This is a genomic window from Mesorhizobium sp. C395A, assembly GCF_030323205.1.
Lineage (GTDB): Bacteria > Pseudomonadota > Alphaproteobacteria > Rhizobiales > Rhizobiaceae > Mesorhizobium.
Map to the genome: position 1 here is coordinate 2,491,532 of NZ_CP100473.1, position 16,174 is coordinate 2,507,705.

Genomic DNA, 16,174 nt, shown 5'->3' on the forward strand with positions numbered 1-16,174 from the left:
CGGGTTTCCGGGCAAGGAGCACGGTTTTTGGACCAGAACAGCAGTTTTTCGGCTGGCACAGCGGACATTGCGTCCGGCGACAACGACGCCCTGACCGGCGTGACCGTCATCGTCTGCGCCTCCTGCCGCGATGAGACCGGTTCCGACGCCCATCCGCGCGCCGGCGAATTGCTGGCTGAGGACACACGCCGCGCCGCTGCCGGCGATATCCGGGTCCGCACCGCCGAATGTCTCGGCAATTGCAAGCGCCGCCTCAGCGCCGCGATCCTGCGCGATGGCTGCTGGAGCTATGTCTTCGGCGATCTGACCGCAACCAGCGGCGCCGACCTCGTTACCGGCGCAAAGCTCTTCGCGACTTCGGCCGACGGCCTCATCCCGTGGCGCGGCCGGCCCGATAGCCTCAAGCGCGGCCTCGTTGCCCGCATCCCACCCCTCGACATGCTGAAGGACTGACGATGAACGCTTCAAACCCGGCCGCCAACCTCTCCCGTGTTCCCTGCACTGTCGTTACAGGCTTCCTCGGCGCCGGCAAGACGACGCTGGTCCGCCATCTCCTGGAAAATGCCGGCGGCAAGCGCATCGCCATCATCGTCAACGAGTTCGGCGACATCGGCATCGACGGGGAAATCCTGAAAGGCTGCGGCATCGACACCTGCCCCGAGGAAAACATCCTCGAACTGGCCAATGGCTGCATCTGCTGCACGGTCGCCGACGATTTCGTGCCCGCCCTCGACAAGATCCTCGCGCTGACACCTAAGGTTGACCACATCCTGATCGAGACCTCGGGCCTGGCTCTGCCCAAGCCGCTGGTCCAGGCGTTCCAGTGGCCAAGCGTGAAGAGCCGGGTGACCGTCGATGGCGTCATTGCCGTGGTAGACGGCCCGGCGCTGGCCGAGGGCCGCGTTGCCAACGATATGGACGCCCTGCAGGCACAGCGCGCTCAGGACGAGACGCTCGACCACGACGATCCGGTCGAAGAAGTCTTCGAGGACCAGATCGCCTGCGCCGATTTGATCATCCTGTCGAAGAGCGATCTAATGGACGCCCCCGGTTCGGCCCGCGCCAACGCCATCATCAATGAACATTCCGCCCGCGCCGTGAAGATCGTGCCGACCGCACATGGCAAGGTCGATCCCTCGGTGCTGCTCGGCCTCGGCCTCGCCGTCGAGGACGACATCGAGAACCGCAAATCGCACCATGACGGCGCCTTCGACCACGAGCATGACGATTTCGACACCTTCATCGTCGACATCCCCTCCATCACCAATCCGGACGAACTGGCCAGGCGCGTCGCCACGGTTGCCGAGGAAGAGAATGTGCTGCGTGTGAAAGGCTTCGTCGATGTCGGCGGCAAGCCGATGCGGCTTTTGCTGCAGGCCGTCGGCCCGCGCGTCAACCATTATTATGACCGCGCCTGGACGGCCGAGGACGATCGCCGCTCGCGTCTCGTTGTCATCGGCCTGAAGGGGCTGAACCGCCCGGCGATCGAGCGTATACTCGCCGGCTGATCTCAGGAGCAATTCCAGGAAAAGTGTGAAACGGTTTTCCCACAGGAATTGCGTAAAAACAAGGAGATAGAGCGGTTCGCCGTTCCGTGAAACGGTGAAACGCACTAAGCCGCGATGCACATACTCGCCAGGACCTCCGCCTCGCTCGACGATCTCGCCGAGCCAGTTGATCTCCGGCAGACGCCGGCGGATATCGTGGCGCTGTCCTTCACCGACAGCGACCTCGCCGGCCTCGCGGCGGCCTGGACGGCCGATGCCGTCCGCCTGCCGTCGATGCGGCTGGCGGCGCTGCGCGACCTGCGCCATCCCATGTCCGTGGACCTCTGGATCGACAGCGTCGCCCGCCACGCCAAGGTGATTTTGGTGCGCATCCTCGGCGGCTACGACTGGTGGCGCTATGGCTGCGACCAGCTTGCCGCGACTGCCCGTGCGAACGGCATCAAGCTGGCGCTGCTGCCGGGCGAGAGCCACGACGAGGATCTCAGGCTGATCGAAGCCTCGACGCTGCCGCGCGAGGAGCTGGACGGCCTGCTGGGCTATTTCCGCGAGGGCGGGCCGGAGAATATGGCAGCGCTGATGCAGCGGCTGGCGGGGTTGGCTGGGTCGGATGCGGCGGTTGCAGAGCCGGTCAGCGTGCCGAAAGCTGGCTACTACGAGCCAGGCCGCGGCGTCGTAAGCAAGTTGGATTTGGCCGATGTCGGCGTTCCTTCACACCCCCCTCTGTCCTGCCGGACATCTCCCCCGCAAGGGGGGAGATCAGCCGGCGCGGACCTCGGCACTTTTTCTGCCCAGTCGATAATAGATTCCTCTGCAACATCCCCGATTGGCGAAAGCGTCGATGACAGCGCAATCTCCCCCCTTGCGGGGGAGATGTCCGGCAGGACAGAGGGGGGTGGGCGGGAACTCGGCGCAGACAACATCAACCTTCCCATCATCCCCATCCTATTCTACCGCTCGATGCTGCTGGCCGCCGATGTCGCGCCAATCGATGCCCTCTTTGATGCACTCCGCCAGCGCGGCATGAGACCGATCCCGATCTTCGTCTCCAGCCTCAAAGACCCGACCTCCCTGGCCTTCGTCGGAACCGCGCTGGCCACGCTCAAGCCCACCGCCATCATCACCGCAACGGCCTTCGCTTCCGGTGCCGAACCCGGCGTCGAAACGCTCTTCGACCGCGCCGGCGTGCCGGTCTTACAGGTCATCGTCGCCACCACCCGCCGCGACGTCTGGGACAACAACCAGCGCGGCCTGGCGCCCGCCGACCTCGCCATGCATGTCGTGCTGCCCGAACTCGACGGCCGCATCCTCGCCGGCGCGATTTCCTTCAAGGGCGAGAGCGAGACCGACCCGGCGCTCGGCCACCGCGCCTTCGCCAACCGGCCGGAACCGGATCGCGTGGCGCAAGTGGCGGACAGGCTAGCGGCGTTCACACGGTTGCAGCAGACGCCCCGCGCGACGCGTAAGTTGGCGATCCTCATTCCGGATTATCCGAGTGCGCCCGGCCGCACTGGCTATGCCGTGGGCCTGGATGTGCCGTCCAGCGTGCTGGCCATGCTGCATGACCTGAAGGAGCAGGGCTACGACGTTGAAGGGATTCCGCAAACGCCGCGTGCGCTGCTGGACGCGTTGGAGCGGAGCGATGGTGGGCTGGGGCTGGATGAGTATCTGGACTTCTCAAAGGATTTGCCGGCTGATGCACTGGCTGCAGTCGAGGCGGCATGGGGCGCTCCTTCACCCTCCCCCTTGTGGGGAGGGTCGGTTCGCGACATTCGCGAAGCGGATGGCGCGAAACGGGGTGGGGGTAGCGGTGCACCACCCCCACCCGGCCCTGCGGGCCACCCTCCCCACAAGGGGGAGGGTAAGAGCGGCTTCCCCTTCCGCGCCGCCACCTTCGGCAACATCACTGTCGCTCTCGCCCCCGACCGTGGCCGCTCGGCCGACCGGCGCGCCGATTACCACGACCCGACGCTGCCGCCGCGCCACGATCTGCTGGCCTTCGGCCTGTGGCTGCGCAAATCGCTCCGCATCCATGCTCTCATCCATGTCGGCGCCCATGGCACGCTGGAATGGCTGCCCGGCAAGACGGTTGCGCTCTCACAAAACTGCTTCCCCGAGATCGCCACCGGCTCGCTGCCCGTCATCTATCCCTTCATCGTCTCCAATCCCGGCGAGGCGGCGCAAGCCAAGCGGCGCATAGCAGCCGTCACGCTAGGCCATCTGCCGCCACCACTGGCAGCTGCTGGCCTTGATGAAGAGCAGCACAAGCTCGAGCGCCTCGTCGACGAATACGCCCAGGCCGACGGCCTCGACCGCCGCCGGCGCGATCGTCTGGCCAAGCTGATCGTCGACACCGCGCAAAAGACCGGCCTCGCCTCCGAAGCCGGCGTCGCCAAAACCGACGCGCCCGACGAGGCGCTGCGCCGCATCGACGCCTGGCTCTGCGACCTCAAGGATTTCGCCATCAAGGACGGCCTGCACATCTATGGCCGCGCTCCCGACGACGAGCCCGACGCCATGCGCGTGCAAAGCGCGGAGGCCGAGAAAGCAGCACTTCTTGCCGCGCTCGACGGCCGTCACATCAAGGCGGGTCCGGCGGGCGCACCGGCGCGTGGCCGCTCCGACGTGCTGCCCACCGGCCGCAACCTGTTCACCTCCGACCCGCGCACCATGCCGACGCCGACCGCCTACGATCTGGGAAAGGCGGCGGCAGAAGAAGTCGTGCGCGGCTATATGCAGTCGCATGGCGACTGGCCGCGCTCGCTGGTCATCGACCTCTGGGGCTCGGCCTCGCTGCGCACCGGCGGCGAGCAGATCGCGCAAGGCCTGGCGCTGATGGGCTGCCGGCCGCAATGGGATTCGGCCACCGGCCGCATCACCGGCATCGAAGTGCTGCCGCCGGCCACGCTCGGTCGCCCGCGCGTCGATGTCACCTGGCGGATTTCGGGTCTGTTCCGCGACATGTTCCCGACCCAGATCGCGCTGATCGACGCCGCCGCCAACGCCGTTGCCGCGCGCGACGAGGACGATTCGGAAAACCCGCTCGCCGCCAGAACCCGTGCCGATGGCAAGATCGGCCCGCGCATCTTCGGCACCTCGCCCGGCACCTACGGCGCCGGCGTCGAGGACCTGCTGTCCAGCGGCGACTGGGTCGGGCGCGAAGAAATCGGCCGCGCCTATCTCGATGCGACATCGCATGCCTATGGCGGCGCCGAGGGCGAAGGCATTGCCTCCCCCGGCGCTTTCGAGACCCGCATCGCCGAGGCCGATCTGCTCGTCCACACCGGTGACGACCCCGGCCGCGATATACTTGAAGGCTCCGCCGACGTCGCTTTCATCGGCGGTTTTTCGGCGGCGCTGGCGGCACTGGGCCGCAATGCCGACGTGATCGTGCTCGACACCACGGATCCGCAGAAGCCCAAGCCGCGCTCGGTCGGCGAGGCTGTGTCGCGCGTGGTGCGCGCCCGCGCCGTTAATGCGCGCTTTATAGCCGGCCAGATGCGGCATGGTCCGCGCGGCGCTTCCGAGTTTGCCGAAACCGTCGACCGCCTCATCGGCTTTGCCGAAACCACGCACGCCATTTCGGGCGCGTTGATCGAGGCTGTACATGACGCCTATGTCGGCGATCCCGATGTCCGCGCCTTCATCCTGCGTGAAAATCCGGCCGCTGCCAAAGTCATCGCCGAGCGCTTCCTGTCGGCGCGCCGGCGCGGTCTCTGGCATCCCTTGCGCAACGCGATCGACGACGATCTCGCGGCGTTGATCGCCGAGGCCGAGGCGCTCGGGGTCGCGGCATGAACGCCTTCTCGCGCCGCGGCGCCTGTCCGGCTCTCTCGGCGCCGATGCAGACCGGCGATGGCCTGCTGGTGCGGCTCAACCCGGTTGCTGGAGGGCTTTCCCCCAAGTCGCTGATCGGACTCTGCGAATCCGCCTTGAAGCGCGGCAACGGCATCATGGAAGTGACCGCACGAGGCAGCCTGCAGATACGCGGCCTGACGGCGGAAAGTGCCGTGCTGTTGGCGGCGGAGGTCGATGCACTGGGGATTGCAGTGCGTACCGGCGTGCCGGTCGAGACCGGGCCGCTGGCCGGCATCGATCCGCGGGAGATTGCCGATCCGCGAGCTTTGGCTGAGCGGATCAGGGCTGCGGTCGAGGAAGCTGGGCTGACGCCAAGGCTCGGACCGAAGGTGTCGGTGGTTGTCGATGGTGGCGGGCAGCTGACGATGGATGGGGTGACGGCCGATGTCAGGCTGAAGGCGGTGCTATTCAGCGCTAGCGTTCTGTGGACTGTATCTGTCGCTGTTGACGGCCAAAGCGCGAGACTGCTTGCGACGGTTGGGGACGATGCAGCGCGCGATATCACTGTCGCTGCTCTTCGAATGGTTGCAGAGAAGGGCCGCGACGCCCATGCAAAGGATTTGTCTGAGAGGCAATTGGCATCTCTTGCCGATTGGCTATGTTTGACAAGTTTGCGCGAGGCGCCCCCCTCTGTCCTGCCGGACATCTCCCCCTCAAGGGGGAGATTACGCTTTCACCGATGATTTCACTAATCTCCGGTGTTGTTAAGGAAAAGCCGGCGTCGAAGCTGCCGATCTCCCCCCTTGAGGGGGAGATGTCCGGCAGGACGGAGGGGGGTGTGCAGGATCGCCGGCCTATCGGTCTTTTCCCCTTATCCAACGACACCACCGCTCTCGGCATAGCCCTCCCCTATGGCAGCATGCCGGCCGAAAAACTCATCGCCCTCGCCCAAAGCGCCCTGTCCCTCGGCGTCGCCGAAATCCGCCTCGCCCCCGGCCGCGCCTTGCTGTTCCTCGGCCAACCGTCGTCCGCAAACCACCCCCTGCGAGCCACCGCCGCCGCGCTCGGCTTCGTCACCACCGCCGCCGACCCGCGCACCCGCATCGCCGCCTGCCCCGGCACTCCTGCCTGCGCATCCGGCCGCATCGCCACGCGCGATATTGCCGAGACAATCGCCGCCGAAAACGCTGATATCCTCGACTTCACACTGCACATTTCCGGCTGCGCCAAGGGCTGCGCTCACCCCGGCTCTGCCGCGCTAACAATCGTCGGCGGCGAAAACGGAGCCGGACTTGTCGTGAACGCGACGGCAAAGGGCCTTCCTGCGGGCTACAGGCCGGGCTATGACGCCGCGCGCGGCATCGGTCGCGTCGCAGCGATGGTCCGCAGCGCTCGATATCCAGGTGAAACCGCCGCCGCCTGCCTGACAAGGCTCGGACCGGCGGCAATCGCCAAGGCTTACCGACAAATTGAACAACGGAAATGAGCATGGCCGCCTACGACTACATCCATGACGGCAACGCGATCTATGAACGTTCCTTCGCCATCATCCGCGCCGAGGCCGACCTGTCCCGGTTCTCCGAGGCGGAAGCCGACGTCGCCATCCGCATGATCCATGCCTGCGGCCAGGTCGAAGCATCAAGTCATTTTGTCTTCTCCAGCGATTTCGTCGCCGCCGCCCGCAGCGCTTTGGCGGCCGGCGCACCGATCTTCTGCGATGCCGAAATGGTCTCGCATGGCGTCACCCGCGCCAGGCTGCCGGCCGGCAATGAGGTGATCTGCACCTTGCGCGACCCGCGCACGCACGACATCGCCAAGCAGATCGGCAACACCCGCTCGGCCGCCGCGATCGACCTCTGGGGCGAACGCATGGCCGGTTCGGTCGTGGCCATCGGCAATGCGCCGACAGCGCTCTTCTATCTCCTGGAAAAGCTGCGCGATGGCGCGCCGAAACCGGCCGCCATCATCGGCATGCCGGTCGGCTTCGTCGGTGCCGCCGAATCCAAGGATGCGCTGGCTGAAAACTCCTACGGCGTGCCCTACGCCATCGTGCGCGGCAGGCTTGGCGGCAGCGCCATGACTGCAGCCGCCCTCAATTCGCTGGCGAGGCCCGGCCTGTGAACGCAGCCGTCAAAGAAGATCTGGCAAAAGGCCGTCTTGTCGGCGTCGGCACGGGGCCTGGCGACCCCGAGCTGCTGACGCTGAAGGCCGCGCGCGTTCTGGCCGAGGCCGATGTCGTCGCCTACTTCGCCAAGCGCGGCAACAACAGCAATGCGCGCGCCATCGTCGAGGCGCGCTTCCGGCCCGATATGCTGGAACTGCCGCTGCTCTACCCCGTCACCACCGAGATCGACAAGGATCACGACGACTACCGTTCGCTGATCACCGATTTCTACGAGGAGTCGGCCGAGAAGGTCGCCGAACACCTCGAAGCCGGCCGCATGGTCGCCGTGCTCTCCGAAGGCGACCCGCTGTTCTACGGCTCCTACATGCACCTGCATGTCCGCCTCGCCCATCGCTTCCCGACCGAAGTCATCCCCGGCGTCACCGCCATGTCGGGCTGCTGGTCGCAGACCGGCGTGCCGATCGTCCAGGGCGACGATGTGCTGACGGTTTTGCCCGGCACGATGAGCGAATTCGAACTGACACGCCGTCTCGCCGACACCGATGCCGCCGTCATCATGAAGGTCGGCCGCAACCTGCCCAAGATCAGGCGGGCGCTGGAGGCCACCGGCAAGCTCGCCCGCGCCGTCTATGTCGAGCGCGGCACCATGGCCGGCAGCGTTTCGTTGAAGCTCGCCGACAAGCCGGACGACAAGGCCCCCTATTTCGCCATCGTGCTGGTCGCCGGCTGGTCCGGCCGGCCTGGCGTTATGGGAGGCACGCCGTGAGCGGCCGGCTCACCGTCATCGGCCTTGGGCCCGGCAATGCCGACCAGGTGACGCCGCAAGCCAGCCGCGCCGTCGCCGAGGCAAAGTTCTTCTATGGCTACAAGCCGTATCTCGACCGGCTTGATCTTCGCCCGGATCAAACCCGCGTCGCCTCGGATAATCGCGAGGAACTCGCCCGCTCCAAGGACGCGCTGGTAAAGGCGGCGGACGGCCATGACGTCGCCGTCGTCTCCGGCGGCGATCCCGGCGTGTTCGCCATGGCGGCCGCCGTCTGCGAGGCGATCGAGGCCGGTCCGGCCGAATGGCGCACCGTCGATGTCACTGTCGTGCCCGGCGTCACTGCCATGCTGGCGGTTGCCGCCCGCATCGGCGCGCCACTCGGCCATGATTTCTGCGCCATCTCGCTGTCCGACAATCTCAAACCGTGGGATCTGATCGAGCTGCGCCTTTTGGCGGCGGCCGGCGCCGGCTTCGTCATCGCGCTCTATAACCCGATCAGCAAGGCGCGCCCTTGGCAGCTCGGCCGCGCCTTCGAATGTCTGCGCGCCATCCTGCCCGGCACCACGCCGGTCATCTTCGGCCGCGCCGCCGGTCGCCCGGACGAGCGCATAGAGGTGTTCCTGCTGGCCGATGTCGAGGCGGAAAAGGCCGACATGGCGACCTGCATCATCATCGGTTCGCCGGAAACACGGATCATCAAGCGCGGCGACAAACCGGCGCTGGTCTACACGCCGCGCTCCGCGACGGGGTCGAGACCATGATCGATCATCGCGGCCAATGCTTCGACAGTTTCGGCCGACGGCACCTCCGGCAGGTTGGGCCTGCGCACCATCACCACCTCGATACCGAGCGCCCGCGCCGCGGCGATCTTGCCGTAGGTGGCCTCGCCGCCGCTGTTCTTGGATACGACGACATCGATGCGGTGCTCCTCGAGCAGTGCGTGTTCATCCGGCTCGCGGAACGGCCCGCGCGCCAGCAGGTAGGCCGCATCCGGCACCGCCAGTTTCGGCTCGACCGGATCGACGCTGCGAACAAGGTAATGATGCTGCGGCCCCGCCTCGAAAGCCGCAACCTCCTGCCGGCCGAGCGCCAGGAAGGCGCGGCGCGGCGTCGATCCAAGCGCGTGCACCGCATCGCCTGTCGTATCGACATGCGTCCAGCGGTCGCCATCGACAGGCTCCCAGCCGGGGCGGCGCAAAGCAAGGATCGGCACGCCGGTCAGGCGCGCGACTTGCGCCGCATTGGCGGAAATTCGCGCGGCATAGGGATGCGTCGCGTCGATCAGCAGATCGGTTCGCGTCTCCTTGAGATAGGCGGCCAACCCTTCACTGCCGCCAAATCCGCCGCTGCGCACCGGCACGCCTTGCGCGACCGGGCTTTCGGTGCGGCCGGCCAGCGACAGGGTGACACGGAAATCTTCCACCAGTTTTTCGGCCAATTGGCGCGCTTCTGTCGTGCCGCCAAGGATCAGAATCTTCTTCATGAGCACCATGTTGAACAGCGTCGGCGCTGCCCCTCACCCCTACCCTCTCCCCGTGAAGAACGGGGAGAGGGAGGCGTCAGCGCCGGAGCTTCTCCCTTCTCCCCGTCACTACACGGGGAGAAGGTGCCGGCAGGCGGATGAGGGGCGGCGCGACATGTCAAAAAAACAGCCCACGCCAAAATGGCTTACAATCGTCGGCATCGGCGAGGACGGTTTAGCGAGTCTCGGCGACGAGGCCAAGCGGCAGATCGCTGACGCCGAGACCGTCTTCGGCGGCAAGCGGCATCTGGCGCTGGTGGCTTCGCTCATCAAGGGTGAGCAGCGCCCATGGCCGGTGCCCTTCGATGCCGGCATGGCAGACGTGCTGGCGCTGGCCGGCCGGCGCGTCTGCGTGCTCGCCTCCGGTGATCCATTCTTCCACGGCGTCGGCGCCACCCTTGCCCGCAAGGTCAAGCCTGAAGAGATGCATGTCATCCCCGCGCCGTCAGCGACTTCGCTGGCCGCCGCACGGCTCGGCTGGGCGTTGCAGGACATCGAAGTGATCTCGCTGCATGGCCGCCCACTCGATCTGATCCGGCCGCTGCTGCATCCCAGGGCGCGCATCCTGGCGCTGACATCGGACGGCGACGCACCAGCGACAATAGCGCGCCTGCTCGTCGAACTCGACTTCGGCGGTTCGCGGCTGACCGTTCTGGAAGCGCTGGGCGGACCGAACGAGAAGCTTCGCTCGGCACGTGCCGACGCTTTCGATCTCAGAGACATCAATCCCCTCAACGTGCTGGCGCTTGAGCTTGAATCGACACAAGAGGCCCGCATCCTGCCACTGACCGTTGGCCGTGCCGACCATCTGTTCGAGCACGACGGCCAGATCACCAAGCACGACATCCGCGCCATGACGCTTGCGGCGCTGGCGCCGAGGCGTGGCGAATTGCTGTGGGACATCGGCGCCGGTTCCGGCTCCATCGGCATCGAATGGATGCTCGCTCACCCCTCGATGCGCGCCATCGCCATCGAGGCCAACAGCGACCGCGCCGCCTGCATCGTCCGCAACGCCGCGCATTGCGGTGTGCCCGGTCTTGTCGTTGTGGAAGGGTCGGCACCCAAGGCGCTTGCCGGGTTGGCCATACCGGACGCGATCTTCATTGGCGGTGGTGGTAGCGATACCGGCGTGCTGAACGCCGCCATCAAGGCGCTGCCATCCCGTGGCCGTCTCGTTGCCAATGCGGTGACGCTGGAGATGGAGGCGCTGCTTCTCGCGGAGCACATCAAGCGCGGCGGCGACCTTACCCGCATCACCATTTCCCGCGCTTCTCCTGTCGGTTCGATGCAGGCCTGGCGCCCGGCCATGCCGGTCACCCAGTGGAGCTGGGTGAAGCCATGATGGTGGCGGGCATCGGCAGCCGGAAGGGCGTGAGCATCGAAGACGTGCTCGCGGCGATCGAAACCGCCCTCGAAGCGCACGGGCTGGCGATAACGGCGCTGTCGGCCTTGGCGACCGCCGCGCTCAAGAAAGACGAAGAAGCGATCTCTGCCGCTGGCCGCCCGCTCAACCTTCCCGTCATCATCGTTGATGACGCAGCACTTCAGGCCGTCTCGTCGGAGGCACTCAGCAAATCCGATCTCTCGCAAGACCTCGCCGGCACACCCTCCGTCTCAGAAGCCTCCGCCCTTGCCGTTGCCGGCCCCGGTGCAAAGCTGCTTGGTCCACGCACCGTGCTCGGCCCGGTCACCTGCGCCATCGCCATCAGCGGAGACGCGCCATGACCGTGCATTTCATCGGCGCCGGTCCCGGTGCCGCCGACCTCATGACACTGCGCGGCGCCAAGCTGCTGGCAAGCTGCCCGGTCTGTCTGCATGCCGGCTCGATCGTCGCGCCGGAATTGCTGCAACACTGCGCACCGGGGACCAAACTGATCGATACGGCGCCGATGTCACTCGACGAAATCGAGGTCGAATATGTGACAGCCCACCAGGCCGGCCACGATGTCGCCCGCCTGCATTCCGGCGACCTCTCGGTGTGGAGCGCCGTGGCCGAGCAGATCCGCCGGCTGGAAAAGCATGGTATCCCCTATACGCTGACGCCGGGCGTTCCCTCCTTCGCCGCCGCTGCCGCCGCGCTTCGCCGCGAACTGACCATTCCCGAGGTGGCGCAAAGCCTGGTGCTGACCCGTGTCTCCGGCCGCGCGTCCAAAATGCCGCCCGGCGAAACGCTGGCCGGGTTCGGTCGCACCGGTGCGACGCTCGCCATTCATCTGGCCATCCACGCCATCGACCGCGTCGTTGCCGAATTGACGCCGCATTATGGCGGTGATTGCCCGGTGGCGATCGTCTTTCGCGCCTCGTGGCCGGACGAACGCGTGCTGACCGGCACGCTGGCGACCATCGAGGCGCTGCTCGCCGCCGATCCGATGGAGCGCACGGCGATCATCTTCGTCGGGCGCTCGCTGGCAGCGGAAGGGTTTGGCGAAAGTTCATTATACGACGCCCACTACCAGCGGCGTTTTCGCGGACGGGATGGATTGTGAGCGGCCACACCAGGAACAACGGCGAAAACGCCACGCTCGAACAGGCGCTTGCCCGGCTGAACTTCAAGCCGCGTGCGCTTGAGGCGGGCCATGTCTGGCTGGCCGGCGCCGGCCCCGGCGACCCCGGCTGCCTGACGCTGGAAGTGCTGGCGGCCTTGGCCGAGGCCGATGCTGTGGTCTACGACGCGCTGGTTTCGCCCGATGTCGTCGCCGTCGCAGACAAGGCCGAGCTGTTCTTTGCCGGAAAACGCGGCGGCAAGCCGTCGATGAAGCAGGACGACATCACCGCTCTGCTGGTGCGGCTGGCGCGCGAGGGCCGCCGCGTCGTCCGGCTGAAGGGCGGCGATCCCTATATTTTCGGCCGCGGCGGCGAAGAGGCGCTGGCGCTGGCGCGCGAAAAAATCCCTTTCCGCGTCATGCCCGGCCTGACATCGGGGCTGAGCGCGCTGGCCGCCACCGGCATTCCCGCAACCATGCGCGGCATCAACAAGGCGATCATCCTGGCGACAGGTCATGCCGCCGGCACAGATGACGATCTCGACTGGGGCGCGATCGCCCGCACCGGCCAGCCGGTGGTCATCTATATGGGCATGGCCAATCTGCCTGTTATCGCCGCGTCGCTGCTCGAAGGCGGGCTGGCGCCGTCGACGCCGGCGGCTGTCATCGTTTCGGCGACGACACCGCAGGAGCGGACCGTCGTCGCGACACTCGCCACCATTTCCGAAGCGGCCGCCGCGGCGGAATTGGCCTCGCCGGCCCTCATTGTCGTCGGCGGCATCGTCGCCATGCGCGCGGCACTGGCGGGTAACGCATGACCCGCGCCATCATCATCGGCGCGCCGCGTTCCGGCTCCGGCAAGACCAGCGTCACCATCGGCATTTTGCGCGCGCTCGCCCGGCGCGGCATCACGGTGCGCGGCGCCAAGTCCGGCCCCGACTATATCGATCCGGGTTTTCATACCGCCGCCACTGGCCTGTCCGGCGTCAACCTGGACAGCTGGGCGATGTCGCCTGACCTGCTCAACGCGTTGGCCGGCAATGCCACCGAGGACGCCGATTTTATCTTCCTCGAAAGCGCCATGGGCCTGTTCGACGGCATCCCGGCCGGACAAGGCCGCACCGGCTCGGCCGCCGATCTGGCGCGGCTCTACCACCTGCCGGTGCTTTTGGTGCTCGACGTCTCGGGACAGTCGACGACGGCGGCCGCCGTCGCGAAGGGTTTTGCCACCTACGACCCGGATGTGCGCATGGCCGGAATCGTGCTCAACCGTCTCGGCAGCGAGCGCCACCGCAAGCTGTGCAGCGAGGCGATCGAAACGCTCGGCCTGCCGGTCGTCGGCGCCATCCTGCGCGATCCCACGCTCAATTTGCCGGAGCGCCATCTCGGCCTCGTCCAGGCCGGCGAATATGCCGACCTGATGACGCATCTCGACCGCCTCGCCGACATGGTCGAGAAATCCCTCGACCTTGACGCCATCATGGCGCTGGCCGCGCCGTTTTCGCCGGCATCAGGCAGTTTCGAACATGCCTTGCAGCCGCCCGGCCAACGAATCGCGCTCGCCGAAGACGCCGCTTTCACCTTCCTCTATCCGCACGTCGCCGCCCACTGGCGTCAGGCCGGCGCCGAGATCGTGCCGTTCTCGCCGCTCGCCGACGAAGCACCGGCGCAGGATTGCGATGTCTGCTGGCTGCCCGGCGGCTATCCCGAGCTTCACGCCGGCAGCCTCGCGGCCGCAACCAATTTTCGAGCTGGCATGGCCAGGTTTGCCGAGACCAAGCCGATCCATGGTGAGTGCGGTGGCTTCATGGTGCTGGGCGAAGCGCTGGAGGACGCGGCCGGCGAGACGCACGCCATGCTTGGCCTGCTCGGCCATTCCACCAGCTTTGCCAAGCGCAAGATGAACCTCGGCTACCGCGAGGCACGCCTGCGCGCCGCCTGTCCGCTGGGGCCGCAAGGCGCGCTGATCCGCGGCCATGAATTCCACTATGCGCAGATGATCGCCACCGGCAATGACGAGCCGCTGGCCGACCTCGCCGACGGCCAGGGCAATCCGCTCGGCGCCTCTGGCTACCGGCGCGACCATGTCAGCGGCACCTTCTTCCACGCCATTGCGAGGAGTGCATGACCTCCGTGCCCTCGCCCCGGCAAGCGCTCGACGACATCGCGCTTTGCCTTGTCTTCTTCACCCGGCTGCCATTGCCTGTGTTCGACTTTCGCGGCCGCAGCCTGGCCGATGCGATCTGGGCCGCGCCTGTCGCCGGCCTCGCCGTCGCTTTGGTCGGCGCTGTCGTCTACGCTATCGGGATTAAGCTCGGCCTCGCCGCTGGGCCGGCGGCCGCCCTTGCGCTTGCAGCAACCCTGCTCGCCACCGGTTGCCTGCATGAGGACGGGCTGTCGGATGTCGCCGACGGTTTTGGCGGCGGCAAGACGCGCGATAAAAAACTGGAGATCATGCGCGACAGCCGCATCGGCACCTATGGCGCAGCAGCTCTTGGCCTGTCGATGCTCATCCGCTGGAGCGCGCTGTCGCAACTGGCGAATCCGACAAGCGTGCTCTTCGCGCTGATCGCCGCCCACGCAGCATCGCGCGGCCTGCTCGGCGCGTTCATGCATCTGGCGCCGGCGGCGCGCAGTGACGGCCTGTCTGCCGGCGCCGGGACCGTCTCGGCCCAGACAGCTGTTCTCGGCGCCGTGCTCGGGGCCATCCCGCTTCTGACCCTGGGGCTCGGCGGCGCCTTTGCCGCACTGACCCTGCTCGCTCTCGTGTTCAGCGCCTTGCGCGCGCTCTGCCTCAACCAGATCGGCGGCCACACCGGCGACACGATCGGCGCCCTGCAGCAGCTAGGCGAGATCACTGTCCTGCTCGTCGCTTCCGTTTCCCTGTCCTGATTCTTCCCCGGAGATTCCTTCCCCATGCCATTCAAATCATTCGACGAACTGCGCGCCGCCTGTCTCGATCTGCCTGCCGGCAGCGATACCGCCGCCAATGCCGTCGCCCGCCGCCAGGACACGCTGACGAAGCCGCAAGGCAGCCTGGGCCGGCTGGAAACCCTCGCCGCCTGGCTGGCGCGCTGGCAGGGCCGCGACATGCCGAAACTCGACCGCGTCAAAGTCTTCGTGTTCGCGGGCAACCACGGTGTGACAGCGCAAGGCGTTTCAGCCTTTCCCTCGGAAGTGACCGTGCAGATGGTGGCGAATTTTGCCGGCGGCGGCGCCGCCATCAACCAGCTTGCCCGCATCGCCGGCGCGGAACTCGACGTCATCCCGCTCGATCTCGATCAGCCGACCGGCGATTTCACCGACGTGCCGGCGATGGATGAAAAGACGTTCCTCGCCGCCGTCTCGGCTGGCTATGACGCGGTGACGAACGACCTCGACCTCGTCTGTTTCGGCGAGATGGGCATCGGCAACACCACGCCGGCGGCCGCCATTTCGACCGCCCTGTTCGGCGGTGGCGCTGAAAAATGGACCGGGCGCGGCACCGGCGTCGACGATGCCGGCCTGAAGCGCAAGGTCACCGCCATTGAATCCGGCCTCAAGCGCCATGCCGACGCGCTGTCCGACCCGCTGAAGATCGCCGCCGCCCTTGGCGGACGAGAACTCGCCGCCACCTTCGGCGCCACGCTCGCCGCCCGCCGCAACAATGTCCCGGTGCTGCTCGATGGCTTCGTCTGCACGGCCGCGGCAGCGCCCTTGGCGCGGCTGCACCCGTCTGGCCTCGCCCACACCATCGCCGCCCATGTCTCGGCCGAATCCGGCCACCGCCGCCTGCTCGAAGCGCTCGGCCTGCCGCCGCTGCTCGACCTCGGCATGCGGCTCGGCGAAGGCTCCGGCGCCTGCCTAGCCGTCAACATCGTCCGCTCGGCGCTGGAGTGCCACACGGGCATGGCGAGCTTTGCCGAGGCTGGTGTTTCGGAGAAGTAGCTAGAGCGATTTGACGGGAGGGCGCCGGCCCGAACCTTCACTGACCAT

The 16,174-nt window shown here is 66.9% G+C and carries 14 protein-coding genes and 1 pseudogene; 14 read left to right on the forward strand and 1 reads right to left on the reverse strand.

Annotation, left to right across the window (positions count from 1 at the left end):
* Window positions 1–27: 27 nt before the first annotated feature.
* From NLY37_RS12345 to NLY37_RS12375, 7 genes and pseudogenes are all read left to right on the forward strand, one after another.
* Window positions 28–453 (forward strand): DUF1636 family protein, encoded by a 426-nt coding sequence (locus tag NLY37_RS12345; RefSeq protein ID WP_023700378.1) that lies wholly within the window; start codon window positions 28–30, stop codon window positions 451–453.
* 2 nt (window positions 454–455) lie between these two features.
* Entirely contained in the window at window positions 456–1,508 is a 1,053-nt protein-coding gene (gene cobW, locus NLY37_RS12350) for a cobalamin biosynthesis protein CobW (RefSeq protein ID WP_023714305.1), read from the forward strand.
* A gap of 114 nt (window positions 1,509–1,622) precedes the next feature.
* Window positions 1,623–5,303, forward strand: a complete 3,681-nt coding sequence (gene cobN / locus NLY37_RS12355) for a cobaltochelatase subunit CobN (protein ID WP_286442468.1) — start codon at window positions 1,623–1,625, stop codon at window positions 5,301–5,303.
* A pseudogene (gene cobG, locus NLY37_RS12360) lies at window positions 5,300–6,789 on the forward strand (precorrin-3B synthase). The gene cobN and the pseudogene cobG overlap by 4 nt, the downstream one beginning before the upstream one ends.
* Window positions 6,790–6,791: 2 nt before the next feature.
* A complete protein-coding gene (locus NLY37_RS12365; RefSeq protein WP_023746866.1) occupies window positions 6,792–7,424 on the forward strand; it encodes a precorrin-8X methylmutase in 633 nt (210 codons plus the stop codon).
* Window positions 7,421–8,194, forward strand: a complete 774-nt coding sequence (locus tag NLY37_RS12370) for a precorrin-2 C(20)-methyltransferase (protein WP_031246117.1) — start codon at window positions 7,421–7,423, stop codon at window positions 8,192–8,194. The genes NLY37_RS12365 and NLY37_RS12370 overlap by 4 nt, the downstream gene beginning before the upstream one ends.
* Complete coding sequence (locus NLY37_RS12375) at window positions 8,191–8,955, forward strand: precorrin-3B C(17)-methyltransferase (RefSeq protein ID WP_023741640.1); 765 nt, start codon at window positions 8,191–8,193, stop codon at window positions 8,953–8,955. The genes NLY37_RS12370 and NLY37_RS12375 overlap by 4 nt, the downstream gene beginning before the upstream one ends.
* Here the strand turns inward: NLY37_RS12375 and NLY37_RS12380 are convergent.
* Complete coding sequence (locus tag NLY37_RS12380) at window positions 8,919–9,677, reverse strand: cobalt-precorrin-6A reductase (RefSeq protein WP_033003035.1); 759 nt, start codon at window positions 9,675–9,677, stop codon at window positions 8,919–8,921. The two genes, NLY37_RS12375 and NLY37_RS12380, sit on opposite strands and share 37 nt — an antisense overlap.
* Window positions 9,678–9,831: 154 nt before the next feature.
* On the opposite strand from NLY37_RS12380, the gene NLY37_RS12385 reads away from it, so the two are divergent.
* From NLY37_RS12385 to cobT, 7 genes are read left to right on the forward strand one after another with little or no spacing between them, the layout of a single operon-like run.
* Complete coding sequence (locus tag NLY37_RS12385) at window positions 9,832–11,058, forward strand: bifunctional cobalt-precorrin-7 (C(5))-methyltransferase/cobalt-precorrin-6B (C(15))-methyltransferase (RefSeq protein WP_023741642.1); 1,227 nt, start codon at window positions 9,832–9,834, stop codon at window positions 11,056–11,058.
* A complete protein-coding gene (locus NLY37_RS12390; protein WP_023741643.1) occupies window positions 11,055–11,441 on the forward strand; it encodes a cobalamin biosynthesis protein in 387 nt (128 codons plus the stop codon). Before NLY37_RS12385 ends, NLY37_RS12390 begins: the two co-directional genes overlap by 4 nt.
* On the forward strand, window positions 11,438–12,202 hold the full coding sequence (gene cobM / locus NLY37_RS12395; RefSeq protein WP_023741644.1) for a precorrin-4 C(11)-methyltransferase: 765 nt from the start codon (window positions 11,438–11,440) through the stop codon (window positions 12,200–12,202). Before NLY37_RS12390 ends, cobM begins: the two co-directional genes overlap by 4 nt.
* Window positions 12,199–13,017: a uroporphyrinogen-III C-methyltransferase gene (gene cobA, locus NLY37_RS12400; RefSeq protein WP_023741645.1), complete on the forward strand. Its 819-nt coding sequence runs from the start codon at window positions 12,199–12,201 to the stop codon at window positions 13,015–13,017. Before cobM ends, cobA begins: the two co-directional genes overlap by 4 nt.
* Window positions 13,014–14,327, forward strand: a complete 1,314-nt coding sequence (locus NLY37_RS12405) for a cobyrinic acid a,c-diamide synthase CobB (RefSeq protein ID WP_023741646.1) — start codon at window positions 13,014–13,016, stop codon at window positions 14,325–14,327. Before cobA ends, NLY37_RS12405 begins: the two co-directional genes overlap by 4 nt.
* Window positions 14,324–15,091: an adenosylcobinamide-GDP ribazoletransferase gene (gene cobS / locus NLY37_RS12410; RefSeq protein ID WP_031246120.1), complete on the forward strand. Its 768-nt coding sequence runs from the start codon at window positions 14,324–14,326 to the stop codon at window positions 15,089–15,091. The genes NLY37_RS12405 and cobS overlap by 4 nt, the downstream gene beginning before the upstream one ends.
* 24 nt (window positions 15,092–15,115) lie before the next feature.
* Window positions 15,116–16,126, forward strand: a complete 1,011-nt coding sequence (cobT, locus tag NLY37_RS12415; RefSeq protein ID WP_286442479.1) for a nicotinate-nucleotide--dimethylbenzimidazole phosphoribosyltransferase — start codon at window positions 15,116–15,118, stop codon at window positions 16,124–16,126.
* Window positions 16,127–16,174: the final 48 nt, after the last annotated feature.

Bases quoted from the DNA above. Each gene is read 5' to 3' on its own strand.
- NLY37_RS12365 (WP_023746866.1), top strand. From the start codon at position 6,792: ATGGCCGCCTACGACTACATCCATGACGGCAACGCGATCTATGAACGT.
- cobS (WP_031246120.1), top strand. From the start codon at position 14,324: ATGACCTCCGTGCCCTCGCCCCGGCAAGCGCTCGACGACATCGCGCTT.
- cobW (WP_023714305.1), top strand. From the start codon at position 456: ATGAACGCTTCAAACCCGGCCGCCAACCTCTCCCGTGTTCCCTGCACT.
- cobM (WP_023741644.1), top strand. From the start codon at position 11,438: ATGACCGTGCATTTCATCGGCGCCGGTCCCGGTGCCGCCGACCTCATG.
- NLY37_RS12380 (WP_033003035.1), bottom strand. From the start codon at position 9,677: ATGAAGAAGATTCTGATCCTTGGCGGCACGACAGAAGCGCGCCAATTG.
- NLY37_RS12390 (WP_023741643.1), top strand. From the start codon at position 11,055: ATGATGGTGGCGGGCATCGGCAGCCGGAAGGGCGTGAGCATCGAAGAC.
- NLY37_RS12405 (WP_023741646.1), top strand. From the start codon at position 13,014: ATGACCCGCGCCATCATCATCGGCGCGCCGCGTTCCGGCTCCGGCAAG.
- cobN (WP_286442468.1), top strand. From the start codon at position 1,623: ATGCACATACTCGCCAGGACCTCCGCCTCGCTCGACGATCTCGCCGAG.
- cobT (WP_286442479.1), top strand. From the start codon at position 15,116: ATGCCATTCAAATCATTCGACGAACTGCGCGCCGCCTGTCTCGATCTG.
- NLY37_RS12385 (WP_023741642.1), top strand. From the start codon at position 9,832: ATGTCAAAAAAACAGCCCACGCCAAAATGGCTTACAATCGTCGGCATC.